Here is a 19950-nt window from a genome sequence, read left to right as displayed (position 1 = left end):
GTAATGTGTGGAGCTGACTGTTACTAATCGGTCGAGGGCTTATCCAGGTGGTTTAGGAGTTTTGGGAATGAAATGATGTTGGACAATGTGTAGTTTTGAAGGTATAGGAATATCGGCCCTTGTATCCTGGCCTTGTGAATGATCCTCGATAGCTCAATGGTAGAGCACTCGGCTGTTAACCGAGTTGTTGTAGGTTCGAGCCCTACTCGGGGAGCGATAAATCCTGTAAACATTGCGTTTACAGGATTTTTTGGTATAACAGAAACTATTTTATTCCATTTCCATAACATGCAGGCAGAAACCTATGGAGAGAACCATGAATGTTAATTATGAATATTATCGAATCTTTTATTATGTAGCGACCTACAAAAGCTTTACCAAGGCGGCTCTCGCCATGGGAAGCAACCAGCCGAATATCACGCGGACCATCAACTGCCTGGAAGGGGAGCTGAACTGCCGTTTGTTTGTGCGGAGCACCCGTGGCGTGCGGCTGACTCCGGACGGAGAAGCATTGTTTCAGCATGTAAAAACAGCGGTGGAGCAGTTCCAGCAGGGAGAGGAAGAAATTCAGAGAAGTGCCGGACTGGAAAACGGAAGTGTCTATATCGGAACAACCGAGACGGCGCTGAATGTTTACTTGCTGGAAAAGCTGAAAAACTTTCATATCCAGTATCCGGGGATCCGGCTGCGTCTGTCCAACCACAGTACTCAGGAGGCTGTCCGCTCCGTGAAGAACGGAGAAGCAGATTTTGCAGTTATATCGACACCCAGCGGGATCGAGACCGGGCTTCGGGAAACGAGGCTGAGGGGATTTCGGGATATTTTGGTTGGCGGAAAGAGTTTTTTCCTGTTGTCAGAGCGGGTTCTTTCTCTGTCAGAGGTTCAGCGGTATCCCTTTCTCTGCCTGGGGCGTGATACTATGACCCATCAGTTTTACAGTGAATGGTTTTTGAACAACGGTGTGGAGCTGCATCCGGATACTGAGGCAGCAACAACAGATCAGATCCTGGCGCTGGTGAAGCATGAACTGGGAATCGGATTTCTGCCGGAGCCCATGGCAAGAGAAGCACTCAACCGGGGAGAGATCATCGAGATCCCGTTAAAAGAAAAAGTGCCGCCCCGGGCAGTCAGTCTGGTCGGAGATCCGAAACGGCCGCTCGGTATGGCAGCACAGAAGTTAAGACAATTGATTTTGGAAGATGCCGATCCGGAGTCTGCTGGTTCGCCATCTGTTTGACTTGGCTGTACAAGTCCTAAATCAGACTGCCAAGGGAAGCAAAGTGGTACCCCATGTCCTCCCATCTGGTCAGCAGTTCATCAAGGATCTGTGCGTTGGTGGATGAGGTGGAATGAAGGAGAACAATGGCACCTGGATGGATCCGCCCCAGCAGCTTCTCAAAGGCTTCTTCCTTTGTGGGCTGATCGTCCTGATACCAGTCCACATAGGCAAGACTCCAGAAAAAGGTATGATAGCCCAGCTCCTTTGCCAGACGCAGGTTGGTTTCACTGTACTTGCCCTGAGGGGGCCGGTAGAATTTCACCATAGTCTGCCCGGTGATCTCCTGAAATTTGGTTTCCAGAGAGGTCAATTCTTTCTGAAAGTCCTCCTTTGTGGAAATTTCAGACATATTTGGGTGATGATAGGTGTGATTGCCCACAAGATGCCCATCTGCCAGCATCTGTTTCACCAGCTCGGGGCTGGTTTGCAGGTAGTTTCCCACAACAAAAAATGTGGCAGGAGCCTGATGCTTTTTCAAAGCGGCCAGGATCGCGGGTGTATTTCCGTTTTCATACCCGGCATCAAAGGTCAGGTAGAGAACCTTTTTTGTGGTATCGCCGATATAGTGGGCATTAAAATCAGCCAGATATTCGGCGGTGGCATTGGCAACAGGCGGGGCACCTTCTGCCTGGAAGGAAAGTCCCCAGTTTGCTTCATCGGAAAGGGTTACAGAGACGGGATGAGCCCGTTTGGCGGCAGTCTGACCGCCGAAAAAGGCGAGGGAAAAGACCAGAAGCCAGGCAAAGACCCTGGCCGGTTTCCGAAACAGACGGCCGGAAAGGCGGAATGCATCTGTGTGAAAAGACTGTTTCATGGATTGTTTCAAAAATCGCTTCATGAAATACTCCACAGAGAGATTGTTTCATGATATGCAAAAAAGTTGAAATAAATGCAAAAAGTCCTTGCAAATCAAGTGAATTTATGTTATCATTTTACCGTTGAGTATCTGAGAATGTGGTAAGATTCCATACCAGACTGAGCAAGTGCTTCGCTGGAGTTCGGATGCAGATAAGGCTCCATGGTCAAGCGGTTAAGACACCGCCCTTTCACGGCGGTAACAGGGGTTCAAATCCCCTTGGAGTCACTGAAGATTTTGCCGATGTGGCTCAATTGGCAGAGCAGCTGATTTGTAATCAGCAGGTTATCGGTTCGAGTCCGATCATCGGCTTTGCTTATTACATGGACCTTTAGCTCAGTTGGTTAGAGCAACCGGCTCATAACCGGTCGGTCCCGGGTTCGAGTCCCTGAAGGTCCACTCTTTCCCACAGAAGCAAAATTTCAACAGTACAAGATTATATGGCCCGGTGGCTCAGCTGGTTAGAGCGCCGCCCTGTCACGGCGGAGGTCGTGGGTTCGAACCCCATCCGGGTCGCTTGCAGGTATACCTGCAGCTTTTTAACATACATGCCGGCGTGGCGGAACTGGCAGACGCACAGGACTTAAAATCCTGCGGCCCTTAAAGCCGTACCGGTTCGATTCCGGTCGCCGGCACTTGTTAAAAAAATGCAAAATGTACTTGCCAAAAAGAAAAGAATGTGCTATAATCTTTTCTTGTCGATATGCGGTAGTAGCTCAGCTGGATAGAGCACTTGGCTACGGACCAAGGTGTCGGGAGTTCGAATCTTCTCTGCCGCGTGACAGTAAAGAGATACAGTTTTGTGCTGTATCTCTTTTTTTTGTGGGGCAAGGCCCTGTTTTCGTTCGTTATAAAACCGTCATCCAGGTTATTCCAGGATGACGGTGAAGGGTCCGTCGTTCCAGAGACGAACATCCATATGGGCGCCGAATACACCGTGGGCTACGACCGGAATGGTTTCCCGGCATTTTTCCATAAAGTATTCGTAAAGCTCTTCGGCAAGATCCGGCTTTGCAGCCTGGGTGAAGCTTGGGCGGTTGCCGTGGCGGCAGTCCGCATAGAGGGTAAACTGGGAAACGACTAGCAGGGAGCCTTCCACGTTCTGGATCGAAAGATTGATCTTGTCATTTTCATCGGGGAAGATCCGGAGATTCACCAGCTTTTTTACGATTCGGTCGGCGTCTGCTTTCGTATCTCCCTCGCCGACGCCAAGCAGGACGAGGTACCCCTTTCCGATGGAACCGGTCACGGCTCCGTCAACGGTGACAGAGGCCTCTCTGACACGCTGGACAACTGCTCTCATAAGATAAAATTCCTTTCTGTTGTAAAATAAATCGTGAAACACTGCCGGGCATCTACTGCCGCCGTCTGGTCAAGTTGAAGATGATCACCAGCAGGATTGCCCAGAACCAGATGCCATGGAATGAAAACAGCAGCTTAAAGGCGGCCTTGAATACGAAATAAAGAACCGCGAAGAACAGGAACAGAACCGAGAAAACAATGGCGAATATCCAGCCCTTGCTTAAACGGTAGCTGTGGAAGGAGCTGCCGCTTTTTTGCTGTGGATCCGGAGAAGAGTCGGCTTCAGCTTCATACTGCTGATAACCATTGTAAGGGTCATAACCGTCCCCGGCGCTTTTGGAGGGCTGGCCGCCGGCATCAATGATGGTGCGGGCGATGAGGCGGGGATCACCGAGCTCCTCCAGAATCTCCTCCTCGCTGCGGCCTTTATATTCTTCGGTAGCAATATAGGAACGATAATATTCCAGGTTCTGCGATACGGTGGGCGGAGGTACCTGCCCGTTGAGCGCACGACGCAGACCGTCTAAAAATTCATTTTTTGTCATAGTGTGATCCTTTCTGCCTGTTAAAATCAGGACAACATTAGAATCTCACATTTTTCGAAAGAAATCAAGTGAAGCTTTTATGAAGTTGGGGTATAAAATGAGCGGAGCTGTCCATACTAGATGACGCAGGATGATTATTTCATTTATACAGGAGGGCTATGACAATGGCAAACACCAGAAATAATGATTACAGCAAACAGGAAAACTATGGCGGCATGAACCAGAAGAACGGCATGGAAAACAGCCAGAGAAATTCTTCCAGGAATCAGGAGCGGAACAGCCAGAAGAATTCATCCAGGAATAACTTCCGAAACAGTCAGAAGAACGAAGAACAGAACAGCTATCGCAATGCAGATGAAGAACACTGTGATTAAGCGGCAGAATCCGGGGCGTCAAGATGACGCCCTTTACATATACACGGAAGAGCGGAGATCCTGTATATACGGAAGAGCGGAGATCCTGTATATACGGGAAGAGCGGGGTTCCTGCATACACGGAAAAGCGGGTCCCTGCATACACGGAAGAGCGGGGATCCTGATACCGGCCTGCTGCATATCATATAACAGGAGAAGCGAAAAAAGCAGGTGAGGATATGAAACGGAACACGGACGGAGAGCTCTTCGGGACGGTGCCGTTTACGGAGCTTGGCGCATACAGCGGGGACCGATCCTGTGTGATCATAGATCTGAGGGAACGGGAGCAGTATGAGAGACGGCATATTGAGGGTGCATGGAACATTCCCTACGGATATCTGGGGGAGGCGGTTTCCATGCTGCCGAAGCGGAAACGGCTTCTGTTTTACTGTGAACGGGGCAGTATGGCCATGGAGGCGTCAAGAAGGCTGGCGGCGCTGGGATTTGAGACGGCGGCAGCCATCGGCGGTTATGATGTCACTTGAGATTGACAGTCGGAGCAAAAGGACTTAAACTATAGATAATTGTTTCCTGTGGGGAACTGTTCAGAATGGGAACAGTTCGGGAAGAAAAACCGGAGCAGTCCGGCGAAGAGGAGTACAGCAGAATGAATGTTTATGAGCTGACAGCCCCCTGTCATTTTGGCCTGGAGGCTGTTTTGAAAAAGGAAATCATAGATCTGGGCTACGAGGTGAGCCAGGTGGAGGACGGCAGAGTGACTTTTCTGGGAGACGGAGAGGCCATCTGCCGTGCCAATATCGGACTGAGGACGGCAGAACGGGTGCTTCTAAAGGTGGGAAGCTTCCGGGCGCTGACCTTTGAGGAGCTGTTTGACCGGACGAAGGAGCTTCCGTGGGAGGAATTTCTTCCGGTGAATGCGAAGTTCTGGGTAACAAAGGCAACGTCCATCAAGAGCAAGCTGTTCAGCACCTCCGATATCCAGTCACTGGTGAAAAAGGCCATTGTGGAACGGCTGAAAGGCGTATATCATGTGAACTGGTTTGAGGAGGACGGGGCGGCCTATCCCATTCGGGTATCGTTTTTGAAGGATATGGCGACCATCACGCTGGATACCAGCGGGGATTCCCTTCATAAGCGCGGATACCGGAAACTGACCAGCAAGGCGCCCATCACCGAAACACTGGCGGCGGCGCTGATCATGCTGACGCCCTGGAGGGGTGACCGGATTCTGGTGGATCCTTTCTGCGGAAGCGGAACCTTTCCCATTGAGGCGGCCATGATGGCGGCAGGGATCGCACCCGGCATGAACCGGGATTTCGCGGCGCAGGAATGGGGAAATCTCATTGCAAAGCAGGAGTGGTATGATGCGCTGGACGAGGCCAGAGAGGCCGTAAATCTCCAGGTGGAAACTGATATTCAGGGCTATGATGCAGACGGTGAGATCATCAAGGCTGCCAGAGAGAATGCAAGGCTGGCAGGTGTGGATCACCTGATCCATTTCCAACAGCGTGATGTGGCAGCGCTCAGCCATCCGAAGAAGTATGGATTTGTCATTACCAACCCGCCCTACGGCGAGCGGATCGAGGAAAAGGAAAATCTTCCGGCACTGTACCGAACCATGGGTGAGCGGTTTGCAGCGCTGGATTCCTGGTCGGAATATGTGATCACAGCCTATGAGGATGCGGAGAAATACATCGGGCGAAAAGCGGACAAGAACCGGAAAATCTATAACGGCATGATGAAGACGTATTTTTATCAGTTCCTGGGACCGAAGCCGCCAAAGCGTCCGAGACCGAAAAAGGAGGAGACAGAGACATAAAAACCGGAAAAACATGGAGACAGGGACTCCTGCGAGTCGGAGGCAGCGTTCTGGCAGCGGTGATGATCGTATCAAATTCCGGCTGCGGGCCGATAAACCAGATCCGCGAGATGCTTCCGTGGTCCGGAAGCGGGCAGCAGGAGGAGCAGGGCATTGGCGCTGGAAATGGAGAGGCTGGATACGGGCAGGACGGAGGAGCGGCAGAAGCCGGCAGCTCAGGCTCTGCTGCGGCCGGGGACAACCTGGATTCTCCGCTGAGCGGTGGTGTGGAAGAAACCGTAACACTGCCGGAACGGTATGATTACCGGGAGCATGGCCGGTGTCCGGCGGTGGGAAGCCAGGGAGATCTCGGAACCTGCTGGGCTTTTGCATCCATGGCGGCCCTTCAGTCAGCTCTCCTGCCAGAGGAAACCTGGGATTTCAGTGAGGATCACCTGTCGATCCACAACAGCTTCGGCATGGATCAGAATATGGGAGGCGACTACACCATGGCCATGGCTTATTTCCTGGCGTGGCAGGGGCCGGTGACCGAGGCGCAGGATCCTTACGGGGACGGCGTATCGCCGGAGGGACTGACGGCAGTGAAGCATGTGCAGGAGATCCGGATTCCCGCGGCCAAGGATTATGATGCCATCAAGCGGGCTGTGTATTTCCACGGCGGTGTCCAGACATCCATTTACACAGATATGACCGAGGGAAACCGACTGTCGGACTATTATGAGAAATCCGGCAGCTCTTATTATTATCCAACGGAAACAGAGCCAAATCATGATGTGGTTATCATGGGCTGGGATGATTCCTATCCGAGAGAGCGTTTTGTGACGGATCCCGGCATGGATGGTGCGTTTCTGTGCATGAACAGCTGGGGAACCGGCTTCGGGGAAAGCGGATTGTTTTACGTTTCTTATGCCGATCCAAACATCGGGGTCCACAATCTTGTTTACACCGGCGTGGAGGAGGCAGATAATTATGACCGGATCTATCAGGATGACCTGTGCGGCTGGCTGGGACAGCTTGGGTATGAGGATGAAACGGCGTGGTTTTCGGCAGTCTATGAGGCCGGCGGAGAGGAACAGGCTGCGGCGGTTGGGTTTTATGCCACCGGACCGGATACGGAGTATGAGATTTACCAGACCGAGATAACGGAAGATGGGCCGGTAACCGGGGCACGTCTGGCACAGGGAAGCATTTTGCAGGCCGGATTTTATACGGTGCGGCTGGAGAACGGACAGAAGCTTTCTGCCGGAGAGCGGTTTTCTGTGGCCATAAAAATCCGGACGCCGGAGGCAAAGCATCCGGTAGCAGTGGAATACGGAGGCAGCCAGACAGAACGGGCCGCAGTGGTGGATCTGTCGGACGGAGAAGGCTATATCAGTGCGGACGGACGGCTGTGGTCCAGAACAGAGCCGCAGCAGAGCAATGTCTGCCTGAAGATCTATACGAACAGGAGATAAATGATGAAGAACCATAGAATTATTTTTGCAACCTCCAACGAGGGCAAGATGAAGGAAGTACGCATGATCCTGGCGGATCTGGGACTGGAGATTCTTTCTATGAAGGAGGCCGGAATCCTGGCGGATATTGTGGAGGATGGAAAGACCTTTGAGGAAAATGCCTGCATCAAGGCCGGACAGATCCAGAAGCTGGCAGGCGGAATCGTGCTGGCAGATGATTCCGGGCTTGAGGTGGATTACCTGGACGGAGCGCCGGGAATCTATTCGGCACGCTACATGGGCGAGGATACTTCCTATGATATTAAGAATCAGGCAATCATCGACAAGCTGGCAGACGCAAAGGGCGAGGAGCGCAGTGCCCGGTTTGTCTGTGCCATTGCGGCGGCACTGCCGGACGGACGGCTTCTGACCACCAGAGGTACCATTGAGGGGCAGATCGGCTATGAGATCGTCGGAGACGGCGGTTTTGGCTATGATCCGATCTTTTATCTGCCGGAGCGCGGTATGACAACGGCGCAGTTAAGTCCGGAGGAGAAGAATCAGATCAGTCACCGGGGAAAGGCCCTGGAGGCGATGAAAGAGAAGCTTAGAGAAGAACTGGGGGCTTGTGAATGAAAATTTTGATCGTCAGCGACACGCACAGACAGAACGGAAATCTCTGCAAGGTGCTTGCCATGGTCGGGGATTATATCGACATGCTGATCCATCTGGGAGATGCAGAGGGAAGCGAAGATTATATCCGCGAGATCGCCGGATGTCCGGTGGAAATCATCGCGGGGAATAATGACTTTTTCTCCAGACTTCCCAGAGAGCGGGAGTTTATGCTGGGAAATTATAAGGTGTTTCTGACCCATGGACACGCCTATAATGTGTCATTTACTACGGAGCATCTGAAAATGGAGGCGTTGGCCAGGGGCGCTCAGATCGCCATGTTTGGCCATACCCATCGGCCGCTGATCGACAAAAACAGCCCGGTGACGCTCTTAAATCCGGGGAGTCTTTCCTATCCACGCCAGGATGGACGGCGCCCTTCCTATATGATCATGGACATCGACGACAAAACAGGACTGGCAGATTATACCGTGTGCTTCTTATGATACCAAGGGACGAAAGTCGAAAGGCAGTCATGCTTGCATGACAAGACTTTCGACCTTAGGCCCGCCCCCATAGGAGGAAGGAGCGTTTTCCGGATGGAAACAGCGGAATCCGAATATGGGCAGGAGCGCGGGAGCAGTAAGCTGCGAAGCGATTCGTCACGATTTGTTTTTATCGTGGAAATAAATGGAAAAACCGGAACTGTTTGGAGAATTTATAAAAACATAAAAAACTTCAAAAAACCTGTTGACATTATGAACAGTCTGGGTTATAATGTTTCTTGCGTTGAGAACGATAATCACATGCGGGTGTAGTTCAATGGTAGAACACTAGCCTTCCAAGCTAGATACGTGGGTTCGATTCCCATCACCCGCTTTTCCTGTGTCTGTAGCTCAGTTGGATAGAGCAACGGCCTTCTAAGCCGTGGGTCGCGGGTTCGAATCCCTCCAGGCACGTTTCTTCTGTGCAGACAGAAGCTCATGGTGGATATAGCGTAGTTGGTTAACGCGTCAGATTGTGGCTCTGAAGACCCAGGGTTCGAGTCCCTGTATCCACCCTCATTGCATAGCCAGGTGCCGTGTGCATCATTGATCGAAATGATGGGCTATCGCCAAGCGGTAAGGCACAGGACTTTGACTCCTGCATTCGCTGGTTCGAATCCAGCTAGCCCAGTGCAGAACAGTCCGAAATGGCTGGACAATTTTATATGGGCCACTAGCTCAGGTGGTAGAGCACTTGACTTTTAATCAAGTTGTCTGGGGTTCGAGTCCCCAGTGGCTCACGAAAGAATGGCTTGTAGAGGCTGTTAGAAGAATGGAGTAGGAAATCGATCCTGCTCCATTTTTTTGCTGTTTTTGTTTCACTTATTTAATAGAATAAAAGACCTGCCGCAGGCGGAAAAGCCTGCGAGCAGGATTCTTTTGATCCATTTTGGTAAAAGGGTATAATCCTCTTTAAGAATTCTGCGTATCCAATCAGTAACAAGATCCCATTCAGTTTTCAAAATGAACATTCAGCTCGACAATCTCACTGTCGGTGCCGACCCGCATGTCCGGCCCCCAGATTCCGACACCGGAGGTAACAACCGAGTACATCTGGTCAAATTTTTTCAGGCCGTAGGCGTTTTTATACATCATGGCGACCAGGAGGTTTCCGGGAAAAAGCTGACCGTCGTGAGTATGTCCGCAGAGGTGGGCATCGGCTCCGGCGGCTGCCAGCTCCTCAATCTGGCGGGGCTGATGCTCCAGGACAAAGATGGGCTTGGACTGATCCAGACTGCTTAAAAGCTCTTCCGGCGAAAGACGGCCGTCCTCAACCTTACGGGCGCGGCTTTTATCACGGCGGCCTACAAGATAGAAGGAATCGTTAATGCAGACCGTCTCATCGTTGAGCAGCGTGATCCCGGCGTTTTCCAGAAGATCCTTCATGCGGGTATCATCGGACAGTTTTTCTTTTTTATCGAAGGAAAAGCCCACAAGAATGTTTTCACTGACATCGTGATTACCCCAGCAGGCGTATGTTCCGTATTTACTTTTCAGGTTCTTTAAGGCAGCAGTGATGGCCTCCGGATCGTCCAGGGCATCATAATCGTTGTCGAAGATGTCGCCGGCAATACAGATGAGATCCGGCTCCAGGGTATTGATCCGCTGTACCATTTTTTCAATATAGGTATGGTCGATGCTGTAGCCCATGTGCAGATCTGCAATCAGGGCGATCTTCAGATCCTGGTCGGTGCAGGCTTTCTGAACCGTGATATCGTATTCCTTTACCTTTAAGGTACGCGCATGGACGATCCCGTAGATGCTCACCAGAAGAATGGCGGAAACTACGGCGGCACCGCCCAGGATAAAGGTTTTCCTGGAGTGGAGCTTTTTCTTATCGACCTTGGTGAAATGATGGAGGATCAGGCGGATCAGATCGCCGGTGACGACGAAGAAGATGATATAAAGAAGCGTTCCCAGCCAGTAGTTGCTCAGATGCTTGAAAAACCACTTCAGATGAGGCTGGCGCATGAAAAACGCAATGATGGACGAACAGGATATGATGAGGAACAGGATACAGTAGGGAATCGTGAACCAGTTCCGTTTAAAGAAGTCGAAACAGGAACCCAGCCAGCGCAGGTTCCAGCGCAACAGATAAAAGATCACGAGAAGATACAGGGGGGATAAGATTACGGAAACCATGAAATGGCTCCTTTCTGCTTTTGATGGCTAAAAATTTCAGACACCGGAAAACCGGTAAACTGTCATTTATTATAACACGGGGAGAAAAGTCCTGTACAGGAGTTTCCTTAAGATTTTCTGTTTATTCGAGGAGGATTCGCGGAAGATTGACATCTGCACCGCTTCAGGGGTTGCGGCAGAGGCGGCGAGCAGGTACAATAGGAGGCAGAACAGGAGGAGCAGGAGATGAAGGTATTATTTGTGGAGGACGACCCCAGCATCGCCATGGGACTGGAATATTCGCTGACACAGGAGGGCTACGACATCTGCGTGTGCCGCCAGGTATCGGAAGCGCTGGAAGCACTGGACCGGGAGACGTTTGATCTCTGTCTTCTGGATGTGACACTTCCGGACGGGACCGGCTATGAAATCTGCCGAAAGGCAAAAAAACGGGAGGAGACGGCGGTCATCTTTCTGACGGCCTGCGATGATGAGGGAAATGTGGTCATGGGGCTGGATATGGGGGCGGACGATTATATCACAAAGCCTTTTCGTATCCGGGAGCTTCTGTCCCGCATGAAGTCAGTGTTGCGGCGGTACAAAAAGACCGAGAACGGCGTTCAGAACCTGCAGTTCGGCCCCATTACCATTTCGCCGCTCCAGGCGAAGGTCTATAAAAACGGGGAGGAGCTTATGCTGACTGCCATGGAATACCGGCTGCTTCTGACGCTGGCCCAGGCGGAGGGAAAGGTGCTCACCAGAAATCAGCTTCTGGAATCACTCTGGGATGTGGGCGGCGATTATGTCAATGACAATACGCTGACGGTTTATATCAAGCGTCTGCGGGAAAAGCTGGGAGAGGAGGAGCTGATCCATACCGTCCGCGGCATGGGATATCGGCTGGGTGCATAGAAATGTTTCGGAATCATGAAGTGAGACAGGGGTTTGTTCTTCTTTTGACAGCGGGGATCCTTTTCGCGGTGCTGACTGCATGGTTTCCCGGGCTGGCCCTTTTCTGGATTATCGGACTTTTTGCGGCAGCGGCAGGGAGCTATCTGGCGGTCAATCATCTTCGGTACCGGAAGATCTCGGAGCTGTCCATGTATTTGAAGCGGGTCCTCGGCGGAGAAATGAATCTTCATGTTCCCGACAATGCAGAGGGAGAATTAAGTCTTTTACGGAATGACATTTACAAGCTGGTGACGACGCTGGAGACTCAGGCAGAACTTCTGCGGGCGGACCGGGCCTATCTGGCCGATTCGTTGTCCAATATTTCCCATCAGTTAAAGACTCCCATGACGTCCATGCTGGTCATCACGGATATTTTAAGGGAGGATCTTCCGGAGGAGAAGCGGGAGGATTTCATGAAGACGCTCCGCTCTCAGCTGAAACGGATGGAATGGCTGCTCAGTGCGCTGTTGAAGATTTCACGGCTGGATGCCGGGACAGTACAGTTTAAGCAGGAAACGGTGGAGGTAAAGACGCTGGTGGATCATGCGGCGGAGCATCTGCTGATCCCAATGGAATTAAAGGAGCAGACGTTTTCGGCAGAGATCCCGGAGGGGCTTACATTGACCTGCGATCTTTCCTGGACGGCGGAGGCAGTTGCCAATATTTTGAAAAACTGTATGGAGCATACGCCGGAGCAGGGCCGGATCACCGTTCGGGGCGAGGAGCATGGGCTGTATGTGCAGCTTGTGATCGAGGATACTGGAGAAGGAATCCTGCCAGAGGAGCTTCCCCATATTTTTGAGCGGTTTTATAAGGGCAGGAATGCCGGAAAGGACAGTGTCGGAATCGGCCTGGCTATGGCGAAGGACATCATCGGCGGGCAGAACGGCAAGCTGGAGGTGGAGAGTACGCCGGGAGTGGGAACCAGATTTGTAATCCGGTTGTATCGGAAAGTGATCTAGGGAGAAAGAAAGTCTGCAGCTGAAAAAACGGACTTAAATCAAAGCAAAAATGGGAGCTGTTTGGAAATCCCGATTTCCGGCAATACTATGGCAAAGCAGAAAGAAAGGAAGAATTTCAATGAAAGCATTTGTCATAGGACTCAGTATCATGATGGCAGCCGCAGGCAGCAGAGGAAACGCCGGAAGCGGAACCTGTGCGGCAGGAGCGGGAATATATGCGGCCGGGTTTGATGCAGGAAGGCTGGCCGGATTTGTGCCGGCGGGAAGGGACGGCGTGACTCAGGTGGGAGAACCGGACTGGGAGACGAACGAGGAGACAGAGTCCCATGCCGATGGAGAAAGCACGGCTTTGAACGGGACGGTTGAAGAGACAGCAGGGAACGGAAATCCGGAGACGGCGCCGGGCAGCGAAGCCGCAGAAAATCAGGCAGCGGAAACCGTTTATGAGGAATACAGCGCAGATCACGAAACGGATCAGAAGGAAGCGGGAGCGGAGGAACAGGCCGAGGAGGTTTCCGGAAACGGACGCTGGGTGAGCCTGGGCGATGACTGGGTGATCACTTATTATTGTCCGCTGGAGTGCTGCAACGACCAGTGGGCATGGCAGACCAGCACAGAGGAGCCCATGCAGCTTCATCATACCATAGCGGTGGATCCGTCGGTGATCCCTTATTATACTCATGTGCGGATCGGCGGTCTGGATTACGAGTATGTGGCGGAGGATTGCGGCGGCGGAATCAAGGGAAAACGGATCGATGTTCTGGTGGAGAACTGTGATCTGGCCAATGAGCTTGGGGTAGACCGGAATATTGAGGTCTGGGTAGAAAATCCGTAATCGGATCAGAAAGGAAAGCTCCGGATATGATACCGGGGCTTTTCGTCATAAGGTGGAAGTAAAAAAACTTTGAATTTCAATATAAGTTGACAAACGGGATAAATGACCTTACAATGGGAAGGGATTTTTTGCCATAAGAAACGGAGGAGAAGAAGATGAGAGAATATATAATCGCAACCGACAGCACAGCAGATCTTCCCGCAGAGGAGTTTGAACGCCTGGGGATTGAAGTGGTGCCTATGGAGTTTCTTGTGGACGGAACACCTTATAAGCATTATGCGGACGCAAGAGAGATGAGTCTCGATGTGTTTTATGAAAAGATCAAGGCAGGAGCAAAGGTCGGCACAGCTCAGATCAACGGCTATACCTATGAGACGGCCTTTACGCCGATCCTGGAGCAGGGAAAGGATATTTTATACCTGTGCTTTTCCTCCGGCTTAAGCGGAACCTATCAGGCATCGGTGCTGGCTGCGGAGGAGCTTTCCGGGAAATATCCGGAGCGGAAGATCGTTACCATCGATACCAGATGTGCTTCGGTGGGCGAGGGACTTCTGGTATATCTGGCAGGCTTAAAGAAGAAGGAAGGCCTGTCCATGGACGAGCTGGAGGCCTGGGTTTATGAAAATCGCCTGAAGGTACGCCACTGGTTTGTGGTGGACGATCTGGATCATCTGCGCCAGGGAGGACGGATTTCAGCCGCACAGGCGATCCTGGGCACGGCTCTGGGCGTAAAGCCGCTGTTAAGCGTGGATGCAGAGGGAAAGCTTGTCAATACGGCCAAGCTGCGCGGCGCCAAAAAGATCCTGGAAACCTTCTGCACAAAGATCGGCACCGAGGGCGCAGACAGCGCTTCCCAGACTGTTGTGATCGGTCATGCCGCAAACCTGGAGCTGGCAAAAAGGCTGGAAGCCGTGCTTCTGGAGCGGGGGCTTATAAAGACGGCTCTGATCGCGGATATCGGCCCGATCATCGGAAGCCATGTGGGTGCCGGCATGTGCGCACTGGTCTATATGAGTGACCGGGATCTGGAGCAGTAGAGGAGAGACAGATATGAAGGAATACGAGGTTGTGTGGGAGATTTTTAATGAATGTGCCAACAATCAGATGAGAGATGTTTTTTTTGAAGAGATCGAAACGGATGATCCGGAAGCATATGTGCGGCGTAAAATGGAAGGAAAGCAGGTGTCCTGGGAGAAAGAGGAGCTTGCGGACGGAAGCATCGTATTTCATGTAGATGCGGCAGGGATCGCAGAGCGGTTTACGTTTACGGAGATATGATAATATTTAAGATGGCGGTTCCACCCATGCATTTTAATATTTCAGAATTCATATAGGCACCGGCACTTCCGGCGGGAGTCGAGCTGCGTTTCCTGTATGGCTTCACACGCTGATAATCCGCCGGTCGCGCGAAACTCGCCCTTCGGGCTCAGACAAAGGCGCTTGGCGGCGGAAGCTAGTGTGAAGTCATACGACGGAAGCCTCGCATACTCCCTTCGGAAGTGCGGTGCCTTTTTTTGTTTTGAAAAATAGAAAAGTATGGGCAGTGGAACTGCCTTTTAAATATGCAGGTGATCCAGACGCAGCCGTAATTTACAAAATCATCTTTAAGTCTTTCATCAGCTTTAGATTTTCTTTGTGCCCCCGAACTGCGATCCGGCAGTATTCCGGTCCGAGGCCAGAAAAGCGGGAGCAGTCCCGTACCTTGATCTGATGCGCAAGAAGCTTCCGGCGTATGGCCGGATCGTCTGTCCGGAAGAGAAGAAAGTTTCCGGCTGACGGGTAAACTTCGAGGGAAAGCGTCTTTAATTGGGAAATCAGCCATTCCCGTTCCACGGAAAGAAGCTCATAGGTGCGTTTCATGTAATCATGGTCCATCAGCGCACAGAGCCCGGCGAGCTGGGCGGGAGCGGAAACCGAAAATTCCTGGCCGCAGGCATGCATGCGGGAAAGCAGTTCCGGATTGCCGGAAATACAGAAGCCGAGACGGAAGCCGGCCAGGGAATAGGTTTTCGTAAAGGCGTCGATGACGAGCAGATGTTTCTTTTGGGCGGCAGACTGCTTGAAGGTATGGGATTTCCAGTCGGGGAGAAATTCCATAAAGCATTCATCGACCATAAGCAGGATCTTGTGAGCCTCACAGTAATCGATGAGGTCACGAAGAAGCGCCGGTTTGATCAGACGGCCCGTGGGATTGTTTGGATTGCATATGATCATCAGATCACAGTCCGGGGACAGGGATGAGAAAATATCCGATTCCAGTGTGAACAGATTCTCCGGCCTTAACCGATGATGCCGGATCTCACAGCCGATTACTCCGAGAGCCCGGTCGTATTCTTCAAAGGTAGGAGTGACTACAAGGGCGTGCCTGGGGTTCAATGCAAATATCAGGCGGTATAGCAGATCGTCCGCGCCGCAGCCGCATAAAATCTGTTCCGGGCGGATCTCATATTTTCGGGCCAGCCGGGTGCGCAGCTCCCGACAGTCCGGATCCGGATATTCCCCGGCGATTTCCGAAAGAAACGGAAGCTGCTGCTTCACCAGATCCGGAAGACCCAGAGGATTGGTATTGACGGAAAAATCCAGGTACGGTACAGCTCCGGCTTCTGTGACAGACCGCCGGAAAACGGAAGAAAAATCAGGGTCCATGGGTAAGGCTCCTTTTCACTTTATATGGAATCCATGCAGGGCAGATTCCGAAAATGCCGCAGCAGGGATCATTAAAATCATAATCTTATTGACACTATCATACCATGAAAATGCCAATTTAGAGGAATGATTTTAAACAGCAATATTTTCCCCAATTATGACAGGCATCTGCATTTCCTTCTGGAGTGCGGGCAGTGGACGAGGCGAACAAATAGTATGTATCCGGCTTCCGGCCACCCTTCAAAATCCATTGACGGATCTTTTCAGATGCAGTATAATGAGAACAGCGATTCAGTCGGCACAGACAGAGGCTGAACCGAAACAAGTTAATAACCGGTGTAAGAGATCAGAGCGATACGAAAAAGAAAGAGCTTCTTTTTTGTGTCGTTTTTTATTTGTGGAAAAGTGTGTCCTATGAAATTTGTGGAAAAGGGCTTTTCTTATAAATAAAAGGGTTTACAGGAGGAAAAGGGTATGTTTGATGTATTGATTATCGGGGCAGGGATCACAGGCTGTTTCCTGGCTCATGAGTTGTCAGAATATGAGCTGAAGACAGCGGTTCTGGAGCGGGAGAATGATGTGGCATGCGGATCGACGATGGCGAACAGTGCCATTATCCATGCCGGAAATGATCCGGAGGACGGAACCTTAAAGGCAAGGCTGAACCTGGAGGGAAGCAGGCAGTATGAGGCAATCTGTGAACGGCTTCATGTGCCGTATCGAAAGACGGGCTCCTTTACGGTGGCCTCCGGAGCAGAAGAGGAGAGGATTTTGCAGGAGCTTTATGAACGTGCGGCAGAACGTGGCGTGCAGGCACAGCTTCTCAGCGGAAAAACAGCAAAGTCTATGGAGCCGAACCTGGCAGATTCTGTTACCATGGCGCTGTATCTTCCGGATACAGCAGTGGTGGGGCCGTGGGAGCTGGCAGAGGCACTTCTGGAGGAGGCCGTATTAAACGGAACAGAGTTTTTCCGAAACAGCGAGGTGAGCGGGATTGAAAAGACTGCGGAAGGGTTTCGGATAAAGACGGCAGAAGGAGCTGTCTTTGAGAGCAGGATCATTGTCAATGCGGCAGGCGTTTACGGAGATCTGGTGGGACGGATGGCAGACCCGGAGGGACGGCTTCGGGGAACGGAAGAGCCGCTTTCCATTACTCCAAGACGGGGAGAATACTTTGTACTGGATCAGATGGAGGAGCCCTTTGTGAGCCGGGTGATCTATCCTGTTCCGGGAGTCATGGGAAAAGGGGTTCTGGCGGTGCCGACGGTTCACGGAAATGTACTTCTGGGACCTGATTCCAGAGATATAGAGAATCGGGAAGGACGGGATAACACGCCGGAGGGGCTGGCCTTTGTGCGGGAACAGCTTTCCCGTGTAGTAAAAAATGTTCCGTATGGAAAGGTAATCCGGAATTTTGCCGGGATCCGCGCCAGAGGAAATACCGGAGATTTTATCCTGGAGGAATCTCCGGCTGTTCCCGGATTTATTCAGGCAGCAGGGATTGAATCACCGGGACTTTCTTCGGCACCGGCGATTGCTTCCTATATCCGGACAGAGCTGATCCGGACAGAGCTTCTGGGAGAGGGATTCTGCTGGAGAAAAAAAGAAACTTATCGGCAGAGAACAGCAGCACCGGTCATGGCAGAGCTTTCTTTGGAGGAAAAGCAGGAGCTGATCAAACGGGATCCCTCATACGGGCGCATTGTCTGCCGCTGTGAGAGGATTACCGAGGGCGAGGTCCGGGAGGCAATCCGCAAGCCGGTGGGAGCAGTCAGCATCAAGGGAGTGAAGAAGCGGGTTCGTCCCGGAATGGGACGATGCCAGGGCGGATTCTGCCAGCCGGAGATCGTACGGATCTTGGCGGAGGAGCTGGGAATCCCAAGAGATCAGGTGGTTTATGACCGGGATCAGGTGAAATTCCTGGAAAAGCTGGAGGTGGAAGCATGAAGCAGAACAGTCTGGAACAAAGAAGCATGGATGGTTATGAGAAAATAGAGGCAGGACAAACCGTACGGAAGCAGGTAGAGCTGGTGGTCATTGGCGGAGGAAGTGCCGGACTGGCAGCTGCCATTGCAGCAAAGGAGCAGGGGGTGACGGAGATCCTGGTGCTGGAGCAGGGCGAAGAGCCGGGCGGTGTGCTGTTACAGTGCATTCACAACGGATTCGGGCTTCATACCTTCGGAGAGGAACTGACAGGACCGGCTTATGCAGAGCGATATGTGGACAGAGCGGAGAAGCTTGGGATTCCGATCCGGACAAGGACGATGGCGCTGGAGATCGGACCGGATCGGACCGTGACATATATGAATGAAAAAGAGGGACTGGTGACCGTTCAGGCAGGCGCCATTGTTCTTGCCATGGGATGCCGGGAGCGGGCGGCAGGAGCCATTTCCATCTGCGGATACCGTCCGGCCGGGGTCTGGACTGCCGGGACCGCCCAGAGGTATCTGAATCTGGACGGATATCTGGTAGGCCGGCGGGTGTTTATATTAGGAAGCGGTGATATCGGCATGATCATGGCAAGGCGTATGACCCTGGAAGGCGCGGAGGTGCTTGGGGTTGCCGAGGTCATGCCTTATTCCAACGGACTGCCGCGAAATCGCCGCCAGTGTCTGGAGGATTTCGGGATTCCGTTGTATCTGAGCCATACCGTTACAAGGATCGAGGGAGAGGATCGGGTGGAGGCTGTAGTGATCGCTCAGGTGGATGAGACAAGGAAGCCGGTTCCCGGTACGGAAAAACGTTTCGAGGCGGACACGCTCCTTCTCTCAGTGGGACTGATTCCGGAAAATGGATTGACGGAGCAGGCAGGCATTTCACTGGATCCGCGGACAAAGGGGCCGTGTGTCAGCTCGCAGTATGAGACGGAAACAGAAGGGATTTTTGCCTGCGGCAATGTGCTTCATGTGCATGATCTGGTGGATTTTGTGAGCCAGGAGGGAGAGGAAGCTGGCCGGGCGGCGGCAGAATATGTGAAACAGAGACGAAAATCCGGAAAAAACGTGATGGAAAACCAGCTTCCTGTACGGGCAGAGGGCGGACTTTCCTATATCCTTCCTCAGCGGATCTGCACTGCGGATTTCGAAAGCGGCGGGGAGCTGACATTTAAATTCCGGGTGCGGCAGGCATGGAAAACAGCTGTTTTAGAGGTGTATCAGGGAGAGACAAGGATTGCCTCCATGAAGAAAAAGTATCTGGAGCCGGCGATTATGGGAAACGTTTCCATTAAAAAGGAAACGCTGATAAGCAGGAGTCTGCCGCTTACGTTTGTGCTGACAGAGGGAGGTGCGTCATGAAGCAGATGTTAGATTGTATTGTATGTCCGGCGAGCTGCCATATCCAGGTAGAGACCGGAGCAGACGGAGAACTGCAGATCAGTGGAAACGGCTGTAAGCGCGGAGCAGCGTATGCGAAAACAGAGCTGACAGCACCGGTCCGCATGGTGACCAGTACAGTGGCTCTTTCCGGGGCAGGAATTGCCCGGCTGCCGGTGGTGACCTCGGCACCGATCCCGAAGGCTCAGATCTTTCCGGTTATGAAGGAGATCCATAAAATTCGGGTTTGCGCTCCTGTGGCAGTTAATGCTATAATAAAAAAAGATTTGTGCGGGCTTGGAGTAGATCTTTTAGCCGGGAGAAGTGTGAAGCAGACAGAGTCGTAAAAGCAGAAA

Annotated in this window: 21 protein-coding genes and 12 tRNA genes; 28 read left to right on the top strand and 5 right to left on the bottom strand. The window is 52.0% G+C overall.

Annotation, left to right across the window (positions count from 1 at the left end; genetic code table 11):
* Nucleotides 1-142: 142 nt before the first annotated feature.
* Both ACTQ3K_RS11215 and ACTQ3K_RS11210 read left to right on the top strand, forming a co-directional pair.
* Nucleotides 143-214: transfer RNA gene (locus ACTQ3K_RS11215), tRNA-Asn, on the top strand.
* A 102-nt stretch (nucleotides 215-316) separates the two neighbouring features.
* Nucleotides 317-1237, top strand: a complete 921-nt coding sequence (locus ACTQ3K_RS11210; protein WP_441567943.1) for a LysR family transcriptional regulator — start codon at nucleotides 317-319, stop codon at nucleotides 1235-1237.
* A gap of 16 nt (nucleotides 1238-1253) precedes the next feature.
* On the opposite strand, the gene ACTQ3K_RS11205 is transcribed toward ACTQ3K_RS11210, so the two are convergent.
* Complete coding sequence (locus tag ACTQ3K_RS11205) at nucleotides 1254-2117, bottom strand: polysaccharide deacetylase family protein (RefSeq protein ID WP_441567942.1); 864 nt, start codon at nucleotides 2115-2117, stop codon at nucleotides 1254-1256.
* Nucleotides 2118-2291: 174 nt separating this feature from the next.
* Here ACTQ3K_RS11205 and ACTQ3K_RS11200 point away from each other — a divergent pair.
* From ACTQ3K_RS11200 to ACTQ3K_RS11175, 6 genes are all read left to right on the top strand, one after another.
* Nucleotides 2292-2363, top strand: a tRNA-Glu gene (locus ACTQ3K_RS11200).
* A gap of 11 nt (nucleotides 2364-2374) precedes the next feature.
* Nucleotides 2375-2447, top strand: a tRNA-Thr gene (locus ACTQ3K_RS11195).
* A 13-nt stretch (nucleotides 2448-2460) separates the two neighbouring features.
* Nucleotides 2461-2534 (top strand) — tRNA-Ile (locus ACTQ3K_RS11190).
* A 43-nt stretch (nucleotides 2535-2577) separates the two neighbouring features.
* Nucleotides 2578-2651: transfer RNA gene (locus ACTQ3K_RS11185), tRNA-Asp, on the top strand.
* 34 nt (nucleotides 2652-2685) lie between these two features.
* Nucleotides 2686-2770: transfer RNA gene (locus ACTQ3K_RS11180), tRNA-Leu, on the top strand.
* A gap of 70 nt (nucleotides 2771-2840) precedes the next feature.
* A tRNA-Arg gene (locus ACTQ3K_RS11175) sits at nucleotides 2841-2914 on the top strand.
* A gap of 89 nt (nucleotides 2915-3003) precedes the next feature.
* Here ACTQ3K_RS11175 and dtd read toward each other — a convergent pair.
* Both dtd and ACTQ3K_RS11165 read right to left on the bottom strand, forming a co-directional pair.
* Entirely contained in the window at nucleotides 3004-3438 is a 435-nt protein-coding gene (gene dtd, locus ACTQ3K_RS11170) for a D-aminoacyl-tRNA deacylase (RefSeq protein WP_441567941.1), read from the bottom strand.
* 52 nt (nucleotides 3439-3490) lie between these two features.
* Nucleotides 3491-3982: a DUF1700 domain-containing protein gene (locus tag ACTQ3K_RS11165; protein WP_441567940.1), complete on the bottom strand. Its 492-nt coding sequence runs from the start codon at nucleotides 3980-3982 to the stop codon at nucleotides 3491-3493.
* Nucleotides 3983-4146: 164 nt separating this feature from the next.
* Here ACTQ3K_RS11165 and ACTQ3K_RS11160 point away from each other — a divergent pair, with 164 nt between their 5' ends.
* The 12 genes from ACTQ3K_RS11160 to ACTQ3K_RS11105 all read left to right on the top strand — a co-directional run bounded on the left by ACTQ3K_RS11160 (nucleotide 4147) and on the right by ACTQ3K_RS11105 (nucleotide 9505).
* The gene (locus ACTQ3K_RS11160; protein WP_441567939.1) at nucleotides 4147-4356 is read left to right on the top strand and encodes a hypothetical protein; all 210 of its coding nucleotides are present in this window, start codon (nucleotides 4147-4149) and stop codon (nucleotides 4354-4356) included.
* A gap of 218 nt (nucleotides 4357-4574) precedes the next feature.
* Nucleotides 4575-4880, top strand: a complete 306-nt coding sequence (locus ACTQ3K_RS11155) for a rhodanese-like domain-containing protein (protein WP_441567938.1) — start codon at nucleotides 4575-4577, stop codon at nucleotides 4878-4880.
* A 122-nt stretch (nucleotides 4881-5002) separates the two neighbouring features.
* Nucleotides 5003-6175 (top strand): THUMP domain-containing class I SAM-dependent RNA methyltransferase, encoded by a 1173-nt coding sequence (locus ACTQ3K_RS11150; RefSeq protein WP_441567944.1) that lies wholly within the window; start codon nucleotides 5003-5005, stop codon nucleotides 6173-6175.
* Between the two features lie 62 nt (nucleotides 6176-6237).
* A complete protein-coding gene (locus ACTQ3K_RS11145) occupies nucleotides 6238-7629 on the top strand; it encodes a lectin like domain-containing protein (protein WP_441567937.1) in 1392 nt (463 codons plus the stop codon).
* Nucleotides 7630-8244, top strand: a complete 615-nt coding sequence (locus ACTQ3K_RS11140; protein WP_441567936.1) for an XTP/dITP diphosphatase — start codon at nucleotides 7630-7632, stop codon at nucleotides 8242-8244.
* On the top strand, nucleotides 8241-8726 hold the full coding sequence (locus ACTQ3K_RS11135; protein WP_441567935.1) for a metallophosphoesterase family protein: 486 nt from the start codon (nucleotides 8241-8243) through the stop codon (nucleotides 8724-8726). Before ACTQ3K_RS11140 ends, ACTQ3K_RS11135 begins: the two co-directional genes overlap by 4 nt.
* A 93-nt stretch (nucleotides 8727-8819) precedes the next feature.
* Nucleotides 8820-9038: a hypothetical protein gene (locus ACTQ3K_RS11130; RefSeq protein WP_441567934.1), complete on the top strand. Its 219-nt coding sequence runs from the start codon at nucleotides 8820-8822 to the stop codon at nucleotides 9036-9038.
* Nucleotides 9029-9099 (top strand) — tRNA-Gly (locus ACTQ3K_RS11125). The genes ACTQ3K_RS11130 and ACTQ3K_RS11125 overlap by 10 nt, the downstream gene beginning before the upstream one ends.
* A gap of 6 nt (nucleotides 9100-9105) precedes the next feature.
* Nucleotides 9106-9179: transfer RNA gene (locus ACTQ3K_RS11120), tRNA-Arg, on the top strand.
* A gap of 27 nt (nucleotides 9180-9206) precedes the next feature.
* Nucleotides 9207-9280: transfer RNA gene (locus tag ACTQ3K_RS11115), tRNA-His, on the top strand.
* 44 nt (nucleotides 9281-9324) lie between these two features.
* Nucleotides 9325-9396: transfer RNA gene (locus ACTQ3K_RS11110), tRNA-Gln, on the top strand.
* Nucleotides 9397-9432: 36 nt separating this feature from the next.
* Nucleotides 9433-9505: transfer RNA gene (locus ACTQ3K_RS11105), tRNA-Lys, on the top strand.
* 211 nt (nucleotides 9506-9716) lie between these two features.
* Here the strand turns inward: ACTQ3K_RS11105 and ACTQ3K_RS11100 are convergent.
* Nucleotides 9717-10907 carry a metallophosphoesterase gene (locus tag ACTQ3K_RS11100; protein ID WP_441567933.1) on the bottom strand — a complete coding sequence of 397 codons (1191 nt, stop codon included), beginning with the start codon at nucleotides 10905-10907 and terminating at the stop codon, nucleotides 9717-9719.
* Nucleotides 10908-11132: 225 nt separating this feature from the next.
* Between ACTQ3K_RS11100 and ACTQ3K_RS11095 the strand changes: the two genes are divergently transcribed.
* The 5 genes from ACTQ3K_RS11095 (at nucleotide 11133) to ACTQ3K_RS11075 (ending at nucleotide 14912) form a co-directional block, all read left to right on the top strand.
* Entirely contained in the window at nucleotides 11133-11798 is a 666-nt protein-coding gene (locus ACTQ3K_RS11095) for a response regulator transcription factor (RefSeq protein ID WP_441567932.1), read from the top strand.
* A 2-nt stretch (nucleotides 11799-11800) separates the two neighbouring features.
* On the top strand, nucleotides 11801-12799 hold the full coding sequence (locus tag ACTQ3K_RS11090) for a sensor histidine kinase (protein ID WP_441567931.1): 999 nt from the start codon (nucleotides 11801-11803) through the stop codon (nucleotides 12797-12799).
* Nucleotides 12800-12917: 118 nt separating this feature from the next.
* A complete protein-coding gene (locus tag ACTQ3K_RS11085) occupies nucleotides 12918-13634 on the top strand; it encodes a 3D domain-containing protein (protein WP_441567930.1) in 717 nt (238 codons plus the stop codon).
* A 155-nt stretch (nucleotides 13635-13789) separates the two neighbouring features.
* A complete protein-coding gene (locus tag ACTQ3K_RS11080) occupies nucleotides 13790-14671 on the top strand; it encodes a DegV family protein (protein ID WP_441567929.1) in 882 nt (293 codons plus the stop codon).
* Between the two features lie 13 nt (nucleotides 14672-14684).
* Entirely contained in the window at nucleotides 14685-14912 is a 228-nt protein-coding gene (locus ACTQ3K_RS11075; protein WP_441567928.1) for a hypothetical protein, read from the top strand.
* Between the two features lie 312 nt (nucleotides 14913-15224).
* On the opposite strand, the gene ACTQ3K_RS11070 is transcribed toward ACTQ3K_RS11075, so the two are convergent.
* A complete protein-coding gene (locus ACTQ3K_RS11070) occupies nucleotides 15225-16280 on the bottom strand; it encodes a pyridoxal phosphate-dependent aminotransferase (protein WP_441567927.1) in 1056 nt (351 codons plus the stop codon).
* A gap of 474 nt (nucleotides 16281-16754) precedes the next feature.
* Here ACTQ3K_RS11070 and ACTQ3K_RS11065 point away from each other — a divergent pair, with 474 nt between their 5' ends.
* The 3 genes from ACTQ3K_RS11065 to ACTQ3K_RS11055 are packed head-to-tail and all read left to right on the top strand — an operon-like array spanning nucleotide 16755 to nucleotide 19941.
* Complete coding sequence (locus tag ACTQ3K_RS11065; protein ID WP_441567926.1) at nucleotides 16755-18227, top strand: NAD(P)/FAD-dependent oxidoreductase; 1473 nt, start codon at nucleotides 16755-16757, stop codon at nucleotides 18225-18227.
* A complete protein-coding gene (locus tag ACTQ3K_RS11060) occupies nucleotides 18224-19576 on the top strand; it encodes an NAD(P)/FAD-dependent oxidoreductase (protein ID WP_441567925.1) in 1353 nt (450 codons plus the stop codon). Before ACTQ3K_RS11065 ends, ACTQ3K_RS11060 begins: the two co-directional genes overlap by 4 nt.
* The gene (locus tag ACTQ3K_RS11055; protein ID WP_441567924.1) at nucleotides 19573-19941 is read left to right on the top strand and encodes a DUF1667 domain-containing protein; all 369 of its coding nucleotides are present in this window, start codon (nucleotides 19573-19575) and stop codon (nucleotides 19939-19941) included. The genes ACTQ3K_RS11060 and ACTQ3K_RS11055 overlap by 4 nt, the downstream gene beginning before the upstream one ends.
* Nucleotides 19942-19950: the final 9 nt, after the last annotated feature.

It is taken from the genome of Candidatus Paralachnospira sp. LCP21S3_A2, from assembly GCF_052118925.1.
In the GTDB taxonomy this organism is placed as follows: domain Bacteria; phylum Bacillota; class Clostridia; order Lachnospirales; family Lachnospiraceae; genus Lientehia.
Note: the sequence above shows the minus strand (reverse complement) of the source record. Positions and strands in the feature narration are given on the sequence as shown.